This window comes from Xanthomonas prunicola, from assembly GCF_025266575.1.
Classification (GTDB): domain Bacteria; phylum Pseudomonadota; class Gammaproteobacteria; order Xanthomonadales; family Xanthomonadaceae; genus Xanthomonas; species Xanthomonas prunicola.
This window is the reverse complement of the sequence record NZ_CP096142.1, coordinates 645,086-662,052: the sequence shown is the minus strand read 5'-3', so window position 1 is coordinate 662,052 and position 16,967 is coordinate 645,086. Positions and strand designations below refer to the sequence as shown.

The following is a 16,967-nucleotide window of genomic DNA, read 5'->3' as shown; positions in this document are numbered from 1 at the left end:
ATTTTGCAGGCTCTTGCCAGGCTTGTCAACGTTTTATGCATGGCAATCGGCAACGGCTGCCCGGCCTTGCCGCCCATCTCGGTGCGCCAAGGGGTACCATGTAAGCAATGACAAAGAAAAACACCCCAGATCCCGATCGGCCGAGTCGCCGCAAATCCACCAGCGCAGGCGAGTCCAGCACCGCCGAACAGCAGAAATTGCCAGGCTGGATGCCAGACTTTCTGGTCCGCGCCGCCGCCGGCGCATCGACCAAGTCCGCCAGTAAGCGCGCTGCCGACAAAGCTTCCAGCGCCGCGCCGCAACCGCCGGCCGCCCTGCCAACGCCGCAGGCCCCACGCGCACCGCATCCGCGCAAGAGCGGCCCGCCTGCGCCGCCGCCGGAGCGCTTCCAGACCGCCGCGCCTCCTGCTGCCGAATTCAAGGATCCGCACGCCGACCGCGAGGCCCTGCGTTACGCAGAGCCGATCGCCAGCCGGGAAGCCATCCTGCAGTTGCTGGAAGCCTGCGACGGTCCGCAGACCGCCGAAGAAATTGCCGAGCAGCTCAACCTCAGCGATCGTATCGATGCATTGGGCAAGCGCCTGGCCGCGATGGTGCGCGAAGCGCAACTGGTGCAGAACCGCCGCGGCGGCTACGCACCGGTGCAGCAGACCAGCTTGATCGCTGGTGTCGTGATCGCCAACCCGGAAGGCTTCGGCTTCCTCAAGCCAGACGAAGGTGGCGACGACCTGTTTCTGCCGCCGTTCGAGATGCGCAAGGTCATGCATGGCGACCGTGCGCTGGCCAACGTCACCGGCATCGACCGCCGCGGCCGCCGCGAAGGCGCGATCGCGCGTGTGCTGGAACGCCGCATGTCGCGCATGCTTGGGCGGTTCTTCTACGAGCACGGCGTGGCCTATGTCGACCCGGACGACAAGCGCGTGCAACGCAACGTGCAGATCGCGCCGGACGGTATCGGCGAGGCACGCGAAGGCCAATTGGTGGTCTGCGAACTGATTGCCCCGCCGGACGCGCGCCGCCCGGCGATCGGCAAGATCATCGCGGTGCTGGGCGACAAGCTGACCCCGTCGCTGGTGGTGGAAATGGCCATCCACGGCCACGAACTGCCGCACGAATTTCCGCAGGAAGTGCTGGACGAAGCGGCAGCCGTGCCATTGGTGGTCGAGTCGCAGATGATTGGCGGGCGCGTGGATCTGCGGCAGATGCCGCTGGTCACCATCGATGGCGAAGACGCCAAGGATTTCGACGACGCGGTGTATTGCGAACCCAACGCCGACGGCTTCCGTCTGGTGGTGGCGATCGCCGACGTGTCCAACTACGTGCGTCCCGGTACGCCGCTGGATGACGAAGCGCAAAAGCGTGCCACCTCGGTGTATTTCCCGGGGTTCGTGGTGCCGATGTTGCCGGAAACGCTGTCCAACGGTATCTGCTCGCTGATGCCCAAGGTCGACCGTATGTGTTTCGTCTGCGACATGCAGGTGGGACGCGATGGCGAAGTGACCGGCTCGCGTTTCTACGAAGCGGTGATGAACTCGCATGCGCGCCTGACCTATAACCAGGTCTGGAAGGCGGTGGGCGAAGACGATGCCGACACCAAGGCGTTCATCGGCCCGTTGCTGCCGCAGGTGCAGCGCCTGCATCAGCTGTATCACGTGCTGTCGAAGGCGCGCACGCATCGCGGCGCGATCGAATTCGAAACCTCCGAAGTACGCTTCGTGCTCGACAACACTGGTGAAGTCACGCAGGCCGGCATGCTGGTGCGCAACGATGCGCACAAGCTGATCGAAGAATGCATGATCGCCGCCAATGTGGAGGCGGCGCGTTACCTGCTCAGCGTGCATGTGCCCGCACCGTACCGCGTGCATGAGCGCCCACCGGAGAGCAAGTACGAAGACCTGCTGGAGTTCCTGAAGGAATTCCAGCTGAGCTTGCCGGCGTGGAGCAAGGTGCGCCCCGGTGACTACACCAAGCTGCTGAAGAAGGTGCGCGCGCGTCCGGACGCGGCATTGCTGGAATCGGTGCTGCTGCGTAGTCAGAGCCTGGCGGTGTATTCGCCCGAGAATAACGGTCACTTCGGCCTGGCATTGGAGGCGTACGCACACTTCACCTCGCCGATTCGCCGTTACCCGGATCTGCTGGTGCATCGCGCGATCAAGCACGCCCTGACCGGTGCCAGCCCAGAAAAATTCATCTACACCCCGCGCCAGATGGCGGGGTTGTCGCTGCAATGCTCCGAGCGCGGCAGGCGTGCCGACGAAGCCGAACGCGAAGTGGACGAGCGTTACCGCGCCGCGTGGATGGAAAAGCATGTGGGTGGTCAATTCGACGGCGTGATCAGCGGCGTGACCGGGTTCGGTCTGTTCGTCGAATTGACGCAGTCCAAGGTCAACGGCCTGGTGCATGTCACCCAGCTGCCGCAGGACTATTACCAGTTCGACCCGATCCGCAAGACGCTCAGCGGCGAGCGCCGTGGCCGCGAATTCCGTCTGGGCGACCCGGTACGCGTGCTGGTGCTCAAGGCCAGCATGGAAGAGCGCAAGATCGACTTCCGTCTGGCCGAAGATGGCGCGGCGCCCGAAGCGCCGCTGCCGCCACGCGAAAAGCCGACCAAGCGCAAGAAAAAGTCGTACTGAGGTGACGGCGTTGCGGGCGGCCGAGATGGCGGCCCGCGATGCGGCGTAGTCGTCAGCAAGAGCGTTTGACGCAAGGTCGCGAGTCGTCGTGAGGTGGGTGTGGACGGTGCCGGGGAACCGCAGCCTGCGAGCGGTTGCGGCCGACTCCGAGTGCTGACTGCACCCGCCTGGGTGAGCGCAGACCTTGCGTTGGCTGATCTCAGTGCAGGTGTGGCCATTGCGAGCGTTGCGTGTCCGCAATGGCGTCCGTAACAGACTGATGTGCGGAGCAGACGATGGACACTTCAAGCCAATACAGTGGTGGCTGCCAGTGCGGGGCTGTGCGTTTTCATGTGCGCGGTGCGCTGGTACATGCGTCGATCTGTCACTGCCGGATGTGCCAGAAGGCGTTCGGTGCGTATTACGCACCACTGGTGTCTGTGCGTGGCACCGAGTTTCGCTGGACCCGTGGCGCGCCCAAGCGTTTTGCATCCTCGTCGGTCGTGCAGCGCGGTTTTTGCGCCGAGTGCGGCACGCCGTTGACCTATGAAGCGCCCGATGGCGTGGCGGTTGCGGCAGGTGCATTCGATACGCCAGAGCAGTTGCCGCCGCATCTTCAGTACGGCTTGGATCGCAAGCTGTCCTTCGTCGATACCTTGGCGCAGTTGCCCACGCGCCCACCCGAGGACGATGCCGCTGCGGAAGCCTTTTTGGCCAGCGTGGTATCGCGGCAGCATCCGGATCACGACACCGAGCAGTGGCCGGCGTGAGACGTGATCCTGGTTTCGTTGTACCGCTGATCGTGGCACGCCCGCATCAACGGTGTCACCTCGCTCGCTGCCGTCACTGGCCGTAGTGAGACGCGCCAGTGCATCACCGATAACCATCGATCGGCACGCTGATCTGCGCGACCTGCATGCATTCAAAGCAGGAGCGCGCGAGCTGGACCCCGCAAAGGCCACGTGTCCAGCCCAATGCCATGCGGTATCGCTTGATTGGCGTCGCCCAGGCTCGCATGCCCCGGCCGTGACGTAACAGGCCGCAGGCCCTACCATTCCCCTTTATCTCTTCGTATGCCCGCGCAATGAGCAAGCAGAACCAGTGGATCGTCGGCGTCAATGCTGTCGCCTCGTCCGTCGAGAACGACGCCGACAACGTGCGCGAGGTATTGATCGAGGCTGGCAGCAAGAACCCGCGCCTCACCGAGATCGAGGAACAGGCGCGCCGCAAGGGCATCGACGTGCGCCGGGTCAACACCCAGGCGCTGGACGGCGTAGGCGGGCAGGTGCGCCATCAGGGCGTGGCAGCGCGCTATGCCGCTGCACGGCTATGGGCGGAGAACGAGCTGGAAGGCCTGGTCGAAGCCGCCGAAGGGCGCGCGCTGGTGCTGATCCTCGACGGCGTGCAGGACCCGCACAACCTCGGTGCCTGCCTGCGCAGCGCGGCAGCCGCCGGCGTCACCGCGGTGGTGATTCCCAAGGACAAGTCGGCAACGGTGAATGCCACCGTGCGCAAGACCTCCGCTGGTGCGGCCGACCGTATTCCGGTCGTGGCGGTGACCAATCTGGCGCGCTGCTTACGCGATCTGCAAAAGCAGGGCGTGTGGCTGTATGGCCTGGCCGGCGAGGCCGAAGCGTCGTTGTACAGCGTGGACCTGCGCGGCAACGTCGGGCTGGTGCTCGGTGGTGAGGCCGATGGCCTGCGCCGTCTGACGCGCGAGCACTGCGATGGTCTGGTCAAGATTCCGATGCCGGGCGAAATCGAAAGCCTCAATGTGTCGGTTGCCACCGGTGTGACCCTGTTCGAGGTCGTGCGCCAGCGCCTGGGCGCGTAATCGCGCGTGCCTCAGGGCTGAGTGCACGCATGCTGGCCTCTGTATGGCACGCGCATTGCGCGATGTCAGTCGGCTCCGGTTCCTTGTCGGTCCATTGCTGACTGACATCTGCGCACTTCTGCGCAGTTGCCGGGCGCAAGACATCAGCTGGTTGACGCGCAGGGCGTTGCAGCAAGCCTTTCGACACATGCGCAGCCATCGTCGAACGCGCCGTGGCGTTTTTGCCTACCATATCGCCAGCAAACGGCGCGTTGTGTGTGATGAAAAAAGGGGTGGGCGCCTGGCAAACGGGCGAGAGCAGTTGCGGCGCACGTGCGTCAGCACGACGAGCAAACAGACGGTGGTGGCGCTGGTTTGGTACCGGCGCCTGCCTGCTGTTGGCGGTTTTTTCGCTCGCAGTGTTCGCCGCATCGCCTGGCACCGCGCGCTTACGCGACTACGCCATCGACAGCTGGAGTTCGCGCAGGGGCCTGCCGCACAACTCGCTGCGCGATATCGCCCAGACCCATGACGGCTATCTGTGGTTCGCTACCTGGGAAGGCCTGGTGCGTTACAACGGGCTGGAATTCAGCGTGATCGATCGCAGCACGCGCCCGGGGCTGCCCGATAACGGCGTCGGCGCGTTGTATGTGGATCGCGATGGCGCACTGTGGCTGAGCGATGCGCGTGGCAATCTGGTCCGGCACGGCGCCGATGGGCAGTGGCGGCAGTGGCAACGGCGCGGGCAGTGGCCGCAGGCGTTGATCCATGCGATGACCATGGATGCTGAAGGCCGTATGTGGCTGTTGTTCGAAGGGCATGGGCTCGGGTGCCTGTGGCCGGATGGGCGCTTCGACTATTTCCCGCCGGCCGATGGGGTGCCGCTGCAGAGCAGCTTTCCGCGCATGTTGTTTGATACGCAGGGGCGCTTGTTGATCGGCACCTTCGACGGGCTGATCTACCGCGAACCGGATGGGCGTATGCGTCGCGCGCCTGCGGCATTCGGATTTCCGCCCGGGTTGGCATGGCCGTATCGCGCGACGGACGGCACGGTGTGGGTGGTCGCGGGCGACCAGCTGTACCGCTTGCAGGACGAGCGTGCCGAGCTGGTGCACCGGGTGCCCGGGCAGGGCCACTTCACTGCGATGCTGCAGGATCGCCACGGCGATCTGTGGCTGGGCAGCGAAAATCAGGGGCTGCTGCGGATCGGACGATATGGCGTGGAGCATCTGCCGGCTGGTCGCAGCCTGCCGACCGGGCGCATCGTCAGCCTGCGCGAAGATGCCGAAGGCAGCATCTGGGTCGGCGCCAACGGCGGTCTGTTCCGGCTGCGCGAAACCTTGTTCAGTAGTTACAGTCAGCGCGACGGATTGAGCGGCGACTATAGCCGCGCAATGCTGGAAGACCGCGACGGCAGCCTGTGGATCGCCGGAACCGCCGGCCTGGACCGGGTGCTGCCGGACGGGCGCATCGTGCCGGTGCCGGTCGTCACGCCGTCCGGCCGGCGCCTGTCGGTGCTTAGCCTGGCGCTGGACCGGCACGGCGACCTCTGGGTGGGCACCTATGCCGATGGCGTCTTCGTATTGCGCGATGGACGCTTGCTACGGCATTACGGCGAGGCCGACGGTATTCCCAGCGGGCATATCCGCGCGATCGTGATCGACGGCCACGATGCAGTCTGGCTGGCGACCCAGCGTGGCGTCGTGCACCTGGTGGACGGCAAGTACGCGCCATTGGCGATCGAAGGGGGACCCACCGGCGTGGTGACGGCGCTGGCCAGCGTCGATGGGGCATTGTGGGTGGGCTCGGTCGACGGCGCAGCGGTACTCCGCGACGGCAAGCTGCAGCAGTTGAATCTGGAAAGCCTGGGCGGCGCGCGCAGCGTGTTCGGTTTTCAGGCCATCGGCGACGCGATGTGGATCGCGACCGATCGCGGCCTGTATCGCGAGCGCAATGGCGTTCTTGCACGCGTGGGTCTGGAGCAGGGCATGCCGGTCGACACGGTGTTCCAGGTCGTGGAAGACCGGCTTGGCAATGCGTGGATCAGCAGCAATCGCGGCATGCTGCGTACCGAGCTCAAGACGCTCGATGCAGTGGCCGATGGGCACGGCACGCTCGCCATCGAGCGTTATGGCGAGATCGACGGCATGGGCAATGCGCAGACCAACGGCAGTTCCGGCCCCAGCATGCTGCGGCGTGCCGACGGCACGGTGTGGGTGGTGACAGCGGGCGGCGTGAGCATGGTCGACCCGGCACGTTTGCAGCGCTTTCGCGAACGCCGCCCGCCGCCGGCATTGATCGAAAGCGTGCAGCAGGATGGCCGCCCATTGGTGTGGCGCCAGCGCGAACAGCTGGCTGGCGGACATCGTTTGAATGTGTCCTATGTCGGCATGAGCTTCCTGTTGCCGGAGCGGATCGAATACCGCACCCGTTTGGAGGGCCTGGACAATACCTGGACCGAACGCGGCCGGCAGCGCAGTGTGGAATTCATCGGCTTGCCGCCCGGCCGTTATCGCCTGCATGTGGCTGCGCGCCATCCGGGCGGTGCGTGGAGCCCGCACGAAGCGGTATGGGCGTTCGAGGTCCTGCCGCTGTGGTGGCAACGCCAGGATGTGCGCATTGCCGCAGCGCTCGGTGCGCTCCTGCTGCTCGCCTTGCTGTATCGCGTGTTGCTGCATGGCTACAAGACCCACAATGCGCGTTTGGCCGAGCTGGTCCGCAAGCGCACCGAAGACCTGCAACTGCAGGCGCAGCGCTTGCTGCAGGCCAACCAGGAAAAGAGCGAGCTGCTGACGCGCCTGCGCATCAAGTCCGATGTCTTCGAGCGCCAGGCGCACGAAGATGCATTGACCGGGCTGCCCAACCGTCGCCACTTCGATGAAGCGCTGGCGCGTGACATCAGCCGTGCACGCCGCAATGCGCGGCCGCTGGTGCTGGCGATTCTGGATATCGATCACTTCAAGCGCATCAACGACCACTACTCGCATGCCAGCGGCGATGCCGTGTTGCACGAGGTGGGTGTGCTACTCACTGCGGCCGCGCGCGCCTCGGATCTGCCGGCACGCCTTGGCGGTGAAGAATTCGCGCTGCTATTGGCAGACACCACCCTGGAGGAGGCAAAGGCGCTCTGTCTGCGCATCCGCGCGCTGTTCCATGCACGCCACGACTGGGGCAGCGTGGCGGGCTTGCAGGTGACTTTCAGCGCCGGGGTTGCAGAGCTGCGCGACGACGACACCGGCTCGTCGCTGATGCAGCGCGCCGATCACGCCTTGTACGACGCCAAGAGCGCAGGGCGCGATCGGATTTGTGTGGGTTAGAAGCGGAGATTGGGGATTCGGAAATCGCACAAGCGGTGCCGGCATGTCCTTCTCCTGCGGGAGAAGGTACCCGCACAGGGCGGATGAGGGTGCGGCAGGCACGTAGCGGGCCGCGTCGGGATCAGGCAGTCGCGATTGCTGAGTGGTAAATGTGCGCTATTGGCTGTCTCAATCCAGAAAGCACGACACTTTTTTCAATCCCGAATCCCTAATCCCGAGCCTAAACCGGCCCCGGCCAGGCGTTGGCGATCGTGCAGAACAGGCGTGCGGTCTGTTCGGTGTCGTAGACCGCGCTATGCGCGTCGGCGGCATTCCAGTCCAGGCCTGCGGCCTGGGCCGCGCGTGCCAGCACGGTCTGGCCGTAAGCCACGCCGGCCAGTGTCACCGTATCGAACACGCTGAAGGGATGAAACGGATTGCGTTTGTGGCCCACACGCGCCACAGCCGCGTTGAGGAAGTTCAGATCGAAATGCGCGTTGTGGCCAACCAGGATCGCGCGCTGGCAGCCGTATTTCTTCACTGCCGCGCGCACCGGCGCGAACACATGGTCCAGCGCGTCCTTTTCCTGTTTCGCAAAGCGGAACGGGTGGTCGAGCACGATGCCGGTGATCTCCAGCGATTTCGGGTCGATCTCCAGCCCAGGCGCCGGCACCAGGTGCGCGCTGGCAGTGTCGCCGGGAAAGAAGCGTCCGTCGGCATCCATTTCGATCGGCACGCAGGCGATTTCCAGCAGCGCATGCTTATTCCAATCGAACCCGCCCGTTTCGACGTCCACCACCACGGGCAGATAGCCGCGAAAGCGGCGCGACATCGGCAAAAAAGAGGGGGCAGGCTGTGCATCGACCGGTTCGTTCATCCGCATAGCCTAGCAGGTCGCACCCCGGGCTCTGCCATGGACGCAAGGCTGCAGGTTCTGGGGTGGAGGCGTCATGCATTGCCTGGGGGCCGTCATCACGTGTGCGCGCCTGACAGTTCAGAGTCGGCATGCATCGCTGCCACGCGGTAACGGTGCGCCATCGGCGCAGATCTGATGATCGGAGCGCCGATCACATCACCTCGGTCGCTCTGGGCGACCATCAAAAAGGCCCGATCCGCGTTGCCACGGACCGGGCCTGCCTCACGACACAGTGGGCGAGCCGTCAGCGGCCGGCGACGACACTGGTGATCAGCCCGGTGGCCACTGCGATCAGCACGTAGGTGTTATCCACGCGACGCCATTCGTGCCCGCGCGGCGGTGGCTTGAGATGGTGCTTGTGATAGTCGGCAATGCGGCTACCACGATGGTCCGGTGCCAGACGCTCGCCACGGCGATACGGCGGGCCATGGCGGTCGTGGCGGTGATCGTCATGATGCGCGGTGTGGCGATCATCGCGTCGGTCGTCATGCCTGTCATCGCGATGATCATCACGCAGGTCAGGGCCATGGTCGTCGTGACGCTGCGCGTTGCGATCACGATCGTGATCGTGACCGTCGTGCTGCTGCGGCGCTGCAAACGCCGTGACAGAAGTCAGCAGCGACAAAGCCATGAAAGATCCAACGAAGCGTTTCATCAGCGGACTCCTGCGTCACAGGAACGGCCTGTGCACTTCCACCGTAGGGATTCGAAGCTGAATACGTAATGAGAAGGCGGTCTGGCAGTTGTTGCCGGCGAGGACGGCAGCGCCATCGCGCTGCCGCAGCTTAGATGACGCCGGTGCTGCTGGTGTCGTCGCGCTTCACGCGCGGCGGCAGCGGCTGTTCGCCATGCACCAAGAACCACACATTCTCGGCGATGTTGGTGGCGTGGTCGCCGATGCGTTCCAGATTCTTGGCCATGAACAGCAGATGCGTGCAAGGGGTGATGTTGCGCGGGTCTTCCATCATGTAGGTGAGCAGCTCGCGGAACAGTGCGGTGTATTGCGCATCCAGGCGTGCGTCTTCGTCGCGGACGCGGATGGCGGCATTGGCGTCCTTGTCGCGATACGCCTGCACGGCGTCGCGTACCGCGTTGGCCGCCATCTGGCCGAGTGCGCGCAGGCCAACGGTCTGCGGCAGCGGCGGTGCGGAATTGAGCGCGATCGAGCGCTTGGCCACGTTGGCTGCGTAATCGCCGATGCGTTCGATATCGGCCGGAATACGCAGGCCGGCGAGAATCTCGCGCAGATCGCGCGCCATCGGGCCGCGCAATGCCAGTCGCATCACGTCATGACTGATCGCATGCTCCAGTGCGTCGATCGCCTCATCGTTGACCACAATGCGGTGTGCGGCATTGTCGTCGCGACGCTCCACCACATCCAACGCGGCTTCCAACTGCGCCACCGCCGTCTCGCCCATGCGCACGATCTCGGCGACAAGACGGTGCTGCTCCTCGTCGTAGCTTTTGACGATATGGTCGTTGAGGTGCTGGTTCATCGTGGTCTCGATTCGTGGCAGTGGTGGATGTCCGCCGCCATCCTGGCGACAGTGCATGCGGTGAGGGCATGCAGGGAAGGGTGCGACGGAACTGCTGCAATACGGCGTTGCGTTGGCGCGTTACATCAACCGAAACGACCGGTGATGTAGTCCTCGGTCTGCTGCTTGGACGGCTGCGAAAAAATGGTTTCGGTACGGTCGTGTTCGATCAGGTCGCCCAGATACATGAAGGCGGTGTAGTCGGACACGCGCGCGGCCTGCTGCATGTTGTGGGTCACGATCACGATGGTGTATTCGCGCTTGAGCTCTTCCACCAGTTGCTCGATACGGCTGGTGGAAATGGGGTCCAGTGCCGACGTCGGTTCGTCCAGCAACAACACGTCCGGACGCAGCGCCACCGCGCGTGCGATGCACAGACGCTGCTGCTGACCACCGGACAGACCCAGCGCGCTTTGCCCCAGCTTGTCCTTGACCTCGTCCCACAGCGCGCCCTGACGCAGCGCGTGTTCGACGCGATTCTGCATGTCGGCCTTGGACAATTTTTCGTGGTGGCGGATACCGTAGGCGACGTTTTCGAAGATCGTCATCGGAAACGGCACCGGCTTCTGGAACACCATGCCTACCTTGCTGCGCAGGCGGTTCAACGGGTACTTTGGCGAGAGGATGTTTTCGTTGTCCAGCAACACCTCACCGTGCGCTTCCATCTTCGGATATAGCGCGTAGATGCGGTTGAAGATGCGCAGCAAGGTCGATTTGCCGCAGCCCGAGGGCCCGATCAACGCGGTGACGCGCTTTTCCGGGATCTCGATATTGATGCTCTTGAGCGCGTGGTACTTGTCGTAATAGAAATCCAGATTGCGTGCGGCCACCTTCACCGGCGCCTGCGCCGTCGGCGCCCCCTTGGCGGCCGGAACAGCGATGCGATGCATCGGCTTGGCGTTTTGGAGATCGTTCATGTTGGGTGTCCGGAAGGAAAGGTCAGTCATTGGAGATCTTGTTGCGCAAGAGCAGGGCACGCGCGCCCAGGCTGACCAGCAACACAAACACGGTCAGCACCAGTGCGCCGGCCCAGGCCAGGGTCTGCCAAGTGTCGTACGGGCTGCCGGCGAATTGATTCATGATCACCGGCACGCTGGCCATCGGCTGGAAGATGTTGCTGTTCCAGTACTGATTGCCGAACGCGGTGAACAGTAGCGGTGCGGTTTCGCCGCTGATGCGTGCCAGCGCAAGCAGGATGCCGGTGAGGATGCCGGCCGAGGCGGCGCGATACAGCACCTGCACAGTGACTTTCCACTGCGGGATGCCGAGCGACAATGCCGCTTCGCGCATCTGTGCCGGCACCAGTCGCAGCATTTCGTCGGTCGTACGCACCACCACAGGTAGCACGATGAAGGCCAGCGACAGCGCGCCGGCGAATGCCGAGAAGCGACCGCCGGTCTGCATCACGTACAAGGTGTAGACGAACAGGCCCAGCACGATCGATGGCGCCGACAACAGGATGTCGTTGACGAAGCGCACCACCACGCCGGTCTTGCGCGCATTGCCGTATTCGGCCAACCAGGTGCCCGCAGCGATGCCCAGCGGCGTACCGATGGCCAGCGCCAGCCCGCACATCACCGCGCTGCCGAAGAAGGCATTGAGCAAGCCGCCTTCCTGCATCGGTGGCGGTGTCATCTTGGTAAACAGATTGAGGTCGATGCCCGGTACGCCCTTGGACAACAGCGTCCACAGGATCCAGGCCAGGAAGAACAGGCCGAACAAGGCTGTGACGCACGACAGCAGCAACGCAATGGCGTTGGTCACCCGGCGGCGGTTGTACAGCGATTGCGACACCGAAGCGGCGGACATTAGTTGCCCTCCCGGCGCGAGAGCTGCATCAGCATGAAGCGCGCGATGGCCAGCACGATAAACGTCACGATAAACAGCACAAAGCCCAGCAGCAGCAACGCCGAGCGGTAAGTCTCGGTGGCTTCACCGAAATCGTTGGCGATCAACGCCGCGATGGTGGTGCCGGGTTCCAGCAGCGACGGCGACAAGCGCACCGTGTTACCGACCACGAACGCCACCGCCATGGTTTCACCCAGCGCACGGCCCAACCCCAGAAACACGCCGCCGATCACCGCCGAGCGGGTGTAGGGCAGCACGATGTCCCAACTCACTTCCCACTTGGTCGACCCCAGCGCGTACGCCGATTCTTTCAAGCGCGTGGGCACGGTCAGAAACACTTCGCGCATCACCGACGAGATGAAGGGAATCACCATGATCGCCAGCACGAATCCCGCAGTCAGCAGGCCGATACCCAACGGTGGGCCCTGAAACAACGGGCCAATCAGCGGCAACGTGCCGAGATGATCGTTGAGCCACGGCGTCACGTGCTCGGTCATCACCGGCACCAGCACGAACAGACCCCACATGCCGTAGATGATCGACGGGATGCCCGCTAGCAGCTCGATCGCGGTGCCGACCGGGCCACGCAACCAGCGCGGTGCCACTTCGGTCAGAAAGAACGCGATACCGAAACTCACCGGCACCGCGATCAGCATCGCAATCATGGCGGTGACCAGGGTGCCGTAGATCGGTGCCAGCGCACCGTATTTGTTTTCGACCGGATTCCAGTCGGAGGAATAGAAGAAACTCAGGCCCTGCATCTGCAAGGCATGACGTCCGCCCCACAGCATCGACAGCGCCGCGCTGCCGAGCGCCAACAGGACGAAAACGACCGTGGCGGCCAGCGCAAGCTTGAACAGGCGATCGGCGCGTGCGTCGCGCAGGTCGCGACCGCGTGGCGCGGTCATCGCTTCGGGAATGGCGGTGGCATTCATTCGATTGGACTCGTCACCCGCGCAACGGCGGGAGCGTGAGACAGCAGGAACGGCGAGGCACCCTCAGGCGCCTCGCCGCGGCGCACCCCACCGCATGGGCGGGTGCAGGGCATTACTTGAACTCGCTGCCCCAATAGGCCTCGATCTGCTTCACCAGCTCCGGCGGCAGCGGCACGTAATGCAGTTCGCTGGCCTGGGCCTGGCCGTTTTCCAACGCCCACTTGAAGAAGTCCAGCGTCGCCTTGCTGCGCGCCGCGTCCTTGGGCTGCTTGTGCATCAGCATGAAATTGGTGGCGGTGATCGGCCATGCTTTCTCGCCCGGTGCATTGGTGATCACCAGATTGAAGTCACGGGCGTTGGCCCAGTCGGCGCTGGCAGCGGCGGCGGCAAAGCTTTCCGCATTCGGCTCGATCCACTGGCCGGCTGCGTTCTGCAGCGATGTGTACGGCATCTTGTTCTGCAGCGCGTAAGCCAGCTCGACATAGCCGATCGAGCCCTTGATCTGCTGCACATACGAGGCAACGCCTTCATTGCCCTTGCCACCCACGCCGCCCGGCCACTGCACCGAGGTGCCTTCGCCGACCTTGCTCTTCCATTCCGGGCTGACCTTGGACAGATAGTTGGAGAAGTTGAAGGTGGTGCCCGAACCGTCCGAACGATGCACCAGATTGATCTTGGTGGCCGGCAGGGTGACGCCCGGATTGGCCGCGACAATGGCCGCGTCGTTCCACATGGTGACCTTGCCCAGGAAGATGTCGCCCAGCAGCGCGCCTGTCAGGCGCAGCTTGCCCGGTGCGATGCCTTCCAGATTGACGACCGGCACCACGCCGCCGATGGCGGACGGGAACTGGCCCAGGCCTGCCTGCTGCAGTTCGGTGCTGTCCAGCGGCTTGTCGGTCGAGCCGAAATCCACGGTACCGCCCTTGATCTGCGCAATACCGCCGCCGGAGCCGATCGACTGGTAGTTCACCTTGTTGCCGGTGGCGGCGTTGTAGTCGGCCGACCACTTGGACACCAGCGGGTAGATGAAGGAAGCGCCGGCGCCAGAGATTTCAGCACCCTTGGTCTCGCCGGCAGTGGCGCCTGCGGTCGGCGCGCCCTTTGCGGCGTCGCCGGACTGTGCGTCCTTGCCGGGCGAGCACGCGGCCAGGGCAAGGGCGATGGTGAGGGACAGGGCGGTCAGGCTGGCCGACTGCAATTTCATGGAAGCTCCGAGGCAGGATTGGCCGGGGTATCCGGCAGACCACGCTATGAAATGATGTTTTTGTTACACCCGCATGACAGTGCCTTCTGGCCAAGCCGTCACAAAAAAAGACGCGGACCGAGGAGGGCGTCGCGCCCTCCGGGATCCGCGTCCCGGGGCCGACGCCGGGGAGAGAGACGGCGTCGTTCCTTTGCTCGTTTTCGTGTCGGCCACCAGGGCGGCAATACACGGCACATCTGTCTGAGCTGAGGCAGGGGAGTCGGCACGGACCACCGGCCCATGCCGGTTGGTGCATCGCGTTCCCTGCCTGCCCGCCAAACCGAGGTTTGGGTTGTACTCAGTGCGGCAGAGTCTTGGCCCAGTACGCCTCGATCTGGGTCACCAGCGTGTCTGGCAGCGGCACGTAGTCCAACTGCTTGGCCTGCGCATCGCCCTTGGTGTAGATCCAGCGGAAGAATTCCAGCGTGTTCTTCAGACCGGCCGGGTTCTTCGGCTTCTTCTGCACCAGGATGAAATTGGTCGCCGTGATCGGCCAGGCGTTGTCGCCCGCCGCGTTGGTCATCACCAGATAGAAGTCCTTGCTGTTGCCCCAGTCGGCGCTGTTGGCAGCGGCGGCAAAAGTCTCGTCGGACGGCTGCACGAACTTGCCGGCGGCGTTCTTCATCGCGGTGTAGGCCATCTTGTTCTGCAGCGCGTACGACAGTTCGACGTAGCCGATGCCGCCCTTGATCTGCTTCACGTAAGCGGCGACACCTTCATTGCCCTTGCCGCCGATACCGGTCGGCCACTGCACCGCGGTGCCTTCGCCCACCTTGCTCTTCCAGTCCGGATTGACCTTGGACAGGTAGTTGGTGAAGTTGAAGCTGGTGCCCGAGCCGTCGGAGCGATGCACCACGGTGATCTTGCCTTCCGGCAGCTTCACGCCCGGATTGAGTGCGGCGATCGCCGGGTCGTTCCAGGTGCTGACCTTGCCCAGGAAGATGTCGCCCAGGGTCTTGCCGTCCAGCTTGAGCGCACCAGCGGCGACACCCGGCACGTTCACCACCGGCACCACGCCGCCGATCACCGAAGGAAACTGCGCCAGGCCGGCAGCGGCCAGTTCTTCCGGCTTGAGCGGGGCGTCGGACGAACCGAAGTCCACACTCGCCGCCTTGATCTGGGCGATGCCGCCGCCCGAACCGATCGATTGATAGTTGACCTGCTTCTTGGTGGCGGCGTTGTAGTCGGCCGACCATTTGGACATCACCGGGTAAATGAACGACGCGCCAGCGCCGGTGACATCGGCAGCCTGGGCGCACAGAGCCAGCGAGGCGGCGAGCACGCCGACGGCCAGACGGGTCTTGAAGGAGTGGATCACGGAACAGCTCCTGGAGTGAAGGGATCAGAACGTCCCGCAGTGGTGCCATTGCAGGGCAACGGCATGACCATGCGGTGTCTAAGAAATGACAAAGCGATGACGGCATTGCGCCGTCGGATGTTCAGGCCGGTAGGAAGTGGTGGCTGCCACCGCGTACGCTCGACCGAGCGCAACGCGGTGGCGATGGGCTTACCAGTAGAACTGCGCGCGTGCTTCGATGATCGACGGGTTGTCGTCGATCAGGCCGCGTGTCGCGTTGTTGTAGCGGGTGCTGTCGACCTTGGCGTAGTCGAGGGCAAACTTGAAGTTGGAGCGCCAGTACCAGTTGGCACCGACCGTCCAGACGTTCATCTTGCCGCCAAGCACACCATCGACGAACGGCGTGTTGCCGTTGGCGACCAAGTGTCCGTCGTTGAGGTCCAGGGTGTCGTAGCGCACTGCCAGCTGCCACATGCCCGATGCCGGTTCGTTGGGCAGCGGAGTGGTCGGCACGCCGGCCTTGTAGCCCCAGGTTTCGCCGGTGAGGTTCCAGACGCCGCTCACGTACCAGCCATCGCTCTTATAGTCGTGTGCGTTGGCGCCGATGCGATTGGCGTTCTCCTGGAAGTACTCGCTCTGCAGTTTGAACGGCCCGGTGATCCACATCGCCTCGGCACCGGCAACACCGACGTTGTCGACATTGGTGATGGCGCCGCTGTCGATCAGGCGAACGGTGGTCAGGTCGGCGTCGGGACGTGCGCGCAGGCGCAAGGTGTCGTCGTCGGTATCGTAGGTCAGGTAGCTGAGGCCGAAGTGCAGCACGTTGCCTGTCTCGTTGATCGGCGCCCAGGTGCCACGCGCGCCATAGCCGCTGCCGTGCGCCTGGTTGCGGGTCAGTTCGCGGCCGAACGCACTGGCGGTCACGCTCCAGTTGTTGTCGCCCATGCCGTAAGCCACGCCCAGACGGCGCGAGATGCCGTAGGTATTGGTCACCGACGCCTTGGAAACGAAGTCGTTGTTCTTGGTGCTGGACAGTTCTTCCAGGCTGTTGGGCTGCTTGAACTGACCGATCTGCAGATAGTTGTTCGCGTTGCCGCCGAACTTGTACTTGACGTTGGTATCCAGGAAACGACCGGTGCTGTTGACGGTGGTGCCTTTGATGGTCACCTGCTTCAGAACGCTCGGATCGTAACCCAGCACCCACTCGACATTGCCCGGGCCCTTGCCCTTGAGCACCAGCTCGGCGCGACGGATGCTGAATTCGGAATTGTCACCGTTGGCGCCAATCGCGCCATTGAGGTCCTGGACATCGTTGTGGAACCAGTTGCCGTCGGCCTGGACCAGGCCTTCCAGCGAGACTTCCGAGCCGCCGATCACATCGACGGCGATTTCGGCGTGTGCTGCAGGAGCGGCGAGTGCCAGCAGCAGCGCGGAACCAAGCAGGGTGGGAGCGAGTTTCATAGATGCCTTGC

Annotated in this window: 13 protein-coding genes; 4 read left to right on the top strand and 9 right to left on the bottom strand. The window is 64.0% G+C overall.

What is annotated here, in order from left to right; genetic code table 11:
* Positions 1-107 precede the first annotated feature (107 nt).
* The 4 genes from rnr (at position 108) to M0D43_RS02495 (ending at position 7,742) form a co-directional block, all read left to right on the top strand.
* Entirely contained in the window at positions 108-2,633 is a 2,526-nt protein-coding gene (rnr, locus tag M0D43_RS02510; RefSeq protein ID WP_252163485.1) for a ribonuclease R, read from the top strand.
* 275 nt (positions 2,634-2,908) lie between these two features.
* Complete coding sequence (locus tag M0D43_RS02505) at positions 2,909-3,382, top strand: GFA family protein (RefSeq protein WP_252163484.1); 474 nt, start codon at positions 2,909-2,911, stop codon at positions 3,380-3,382.
* A gap of 314 nt (positions 3,383-3,696) precedes the next feature.
* Complete coding sequence (gene rlmB, locus M0D43_RS02500; protein WP_101363186.1) at positions 3,697-4,446, top strand: 23S rRNA (guanosine(2251)-2'-O)-methyltransferase RlmB; 750 nt, start codon at positions 3,697-3,699, stop codon at positions 4,444-4,446.
* Positions 4,447-4,706: 260 nt separating this feature from the next.
* Positions 4,707-7,742, top strand: coding sequence for a ligand-binding sensor domain-containing diguanylate cyclase (locus tag M0D43_RS02495; protein WP_252163483.1), 3,036 nt, complete (start codon positions 4,707-4,709; stop codon positions 7,740-7,742).
* 220 nt (positions 7,743-7,962) lie between these two features.
* On the opposite strand, the gene rnt is transcribed toward M0D43_RS02495, so the two are convergent.
* From rnt to M0D43_RS02450, 9 genes are all read right to left on the bottom strand, one after another.
* On the bottom strand, positions 7,963-8,604 hold the full coding sequence (gene rnt / locus M0D43_RS02490; RefSeq protein WP_260807813.1) for a ribonuclease T: 642 nt from the start codon (positions 8,602-8,604) through the stop codon (positions 7,963-7,965).
* 277 nt (positions 8,605-8,881) lie between these two features.
* On the bottom strand, positions 8,882-9,292 hold the full coding sequence (locus M0D43_RS02485) for an RcnB family protein (RefSeq protein ID WP_252163482.1): 411 nt from the start codon (positions 9,290-9,292) through the stop codon (positions 8,882-8,884).
* Between the two features lie 130 nt (positions 9,293-9,422).
* On the bottom strand, positions 9,423-10,133 hold the full coding sequence (phoU, locus tag M0D43_RS02480) for a phosphate signaling complex protein PhoU (RefSeq protein WP_252163481.1): 711 nt from the start codon (positions 10,131-10,133) through the stop codon (positions 9,423-9,425).
* Between the two features lie 125 nt (positions 10,134-10,258).
* Positions 10,259-11,089: a phosphate ABC transporter ATP-binding protein PstB gene (gene pstB, locus M0D43_RS02475; protein ID WP_252163480.1), complete on the bottom strand. Its 831-nt coding sequence runs from the start codon at positions 11,087-11,089 to the stop codon at positions 10,259-10,261.
* A gap of 22 nt (positions 11,090-11,111) precedes the next feature.
* Complete coding sequence (gene pstA / locus M0D43_RS02470; RefSeq protein WP_101363180.1) at positions 11,112-11,981, bottom strand: phosphate ABC transporter permease PstA; 870 nt, start codon at positions 11,979-11,981, stop codon at positions 11,112-11,114.
* The gene (gene pstC / locus M0D43_RS02465; RefSeq protein WP_252163479.1) at positions 11,981-12,955 is read right to left on the bottom strand and encodes a phosphate ABC transporter permease subunit PstC; all 975 of its coding nucleotides are present in this window, start codon (positions 12,953-12,955) and stop codon (positions 11,981-11,983) included. The genes pstA and pstC overlap by 1 nt, the downstream gene beginning before the upstream one ends.
* A gap of 112 nt (positions 12,956-13,067) precedes the next feature.
* Complete coding sequence (pstS, locus tag M0D43_RS02460; protein WP_252163478.1) at positions 13,068-14,159, bottom strand: phosphate ABC transporter substrate-binding protein PstS; 1,092 nt, start codon at positions 14,157-14,159, stop codon at positions 13,068-13,070.
* Between the two features lie 337 nt (positions 14,160-14,496).
* The gene (gene pstS / locus M0D43_RS02455) at positions 14,497-15,516 is read right to left on the bottom strand and encodes a phosphate ABC transporter substrate-binding protein PstS (protein WP_252163477.1); all 1,020 of its coding nucleotides are present in this window, start codon (positions 15,514-15,516) and stop codon (positions 14,497-14,499) included.
* Positions 15,517-15,705: 189 nt separating this feature from the next.
* A complete protein-coding gene (locus tag M0D43_RS02450; protein ID WP_252163476.1) occupies positions 15,706-16,956 on the bottom strand; it encodes an OprO/OprP family phosphate-selective porin in 1,251 nt (416 codons plus the stop codon).
* Positions 16,957-16,967 lie beyond the last annotated feature (11 nt).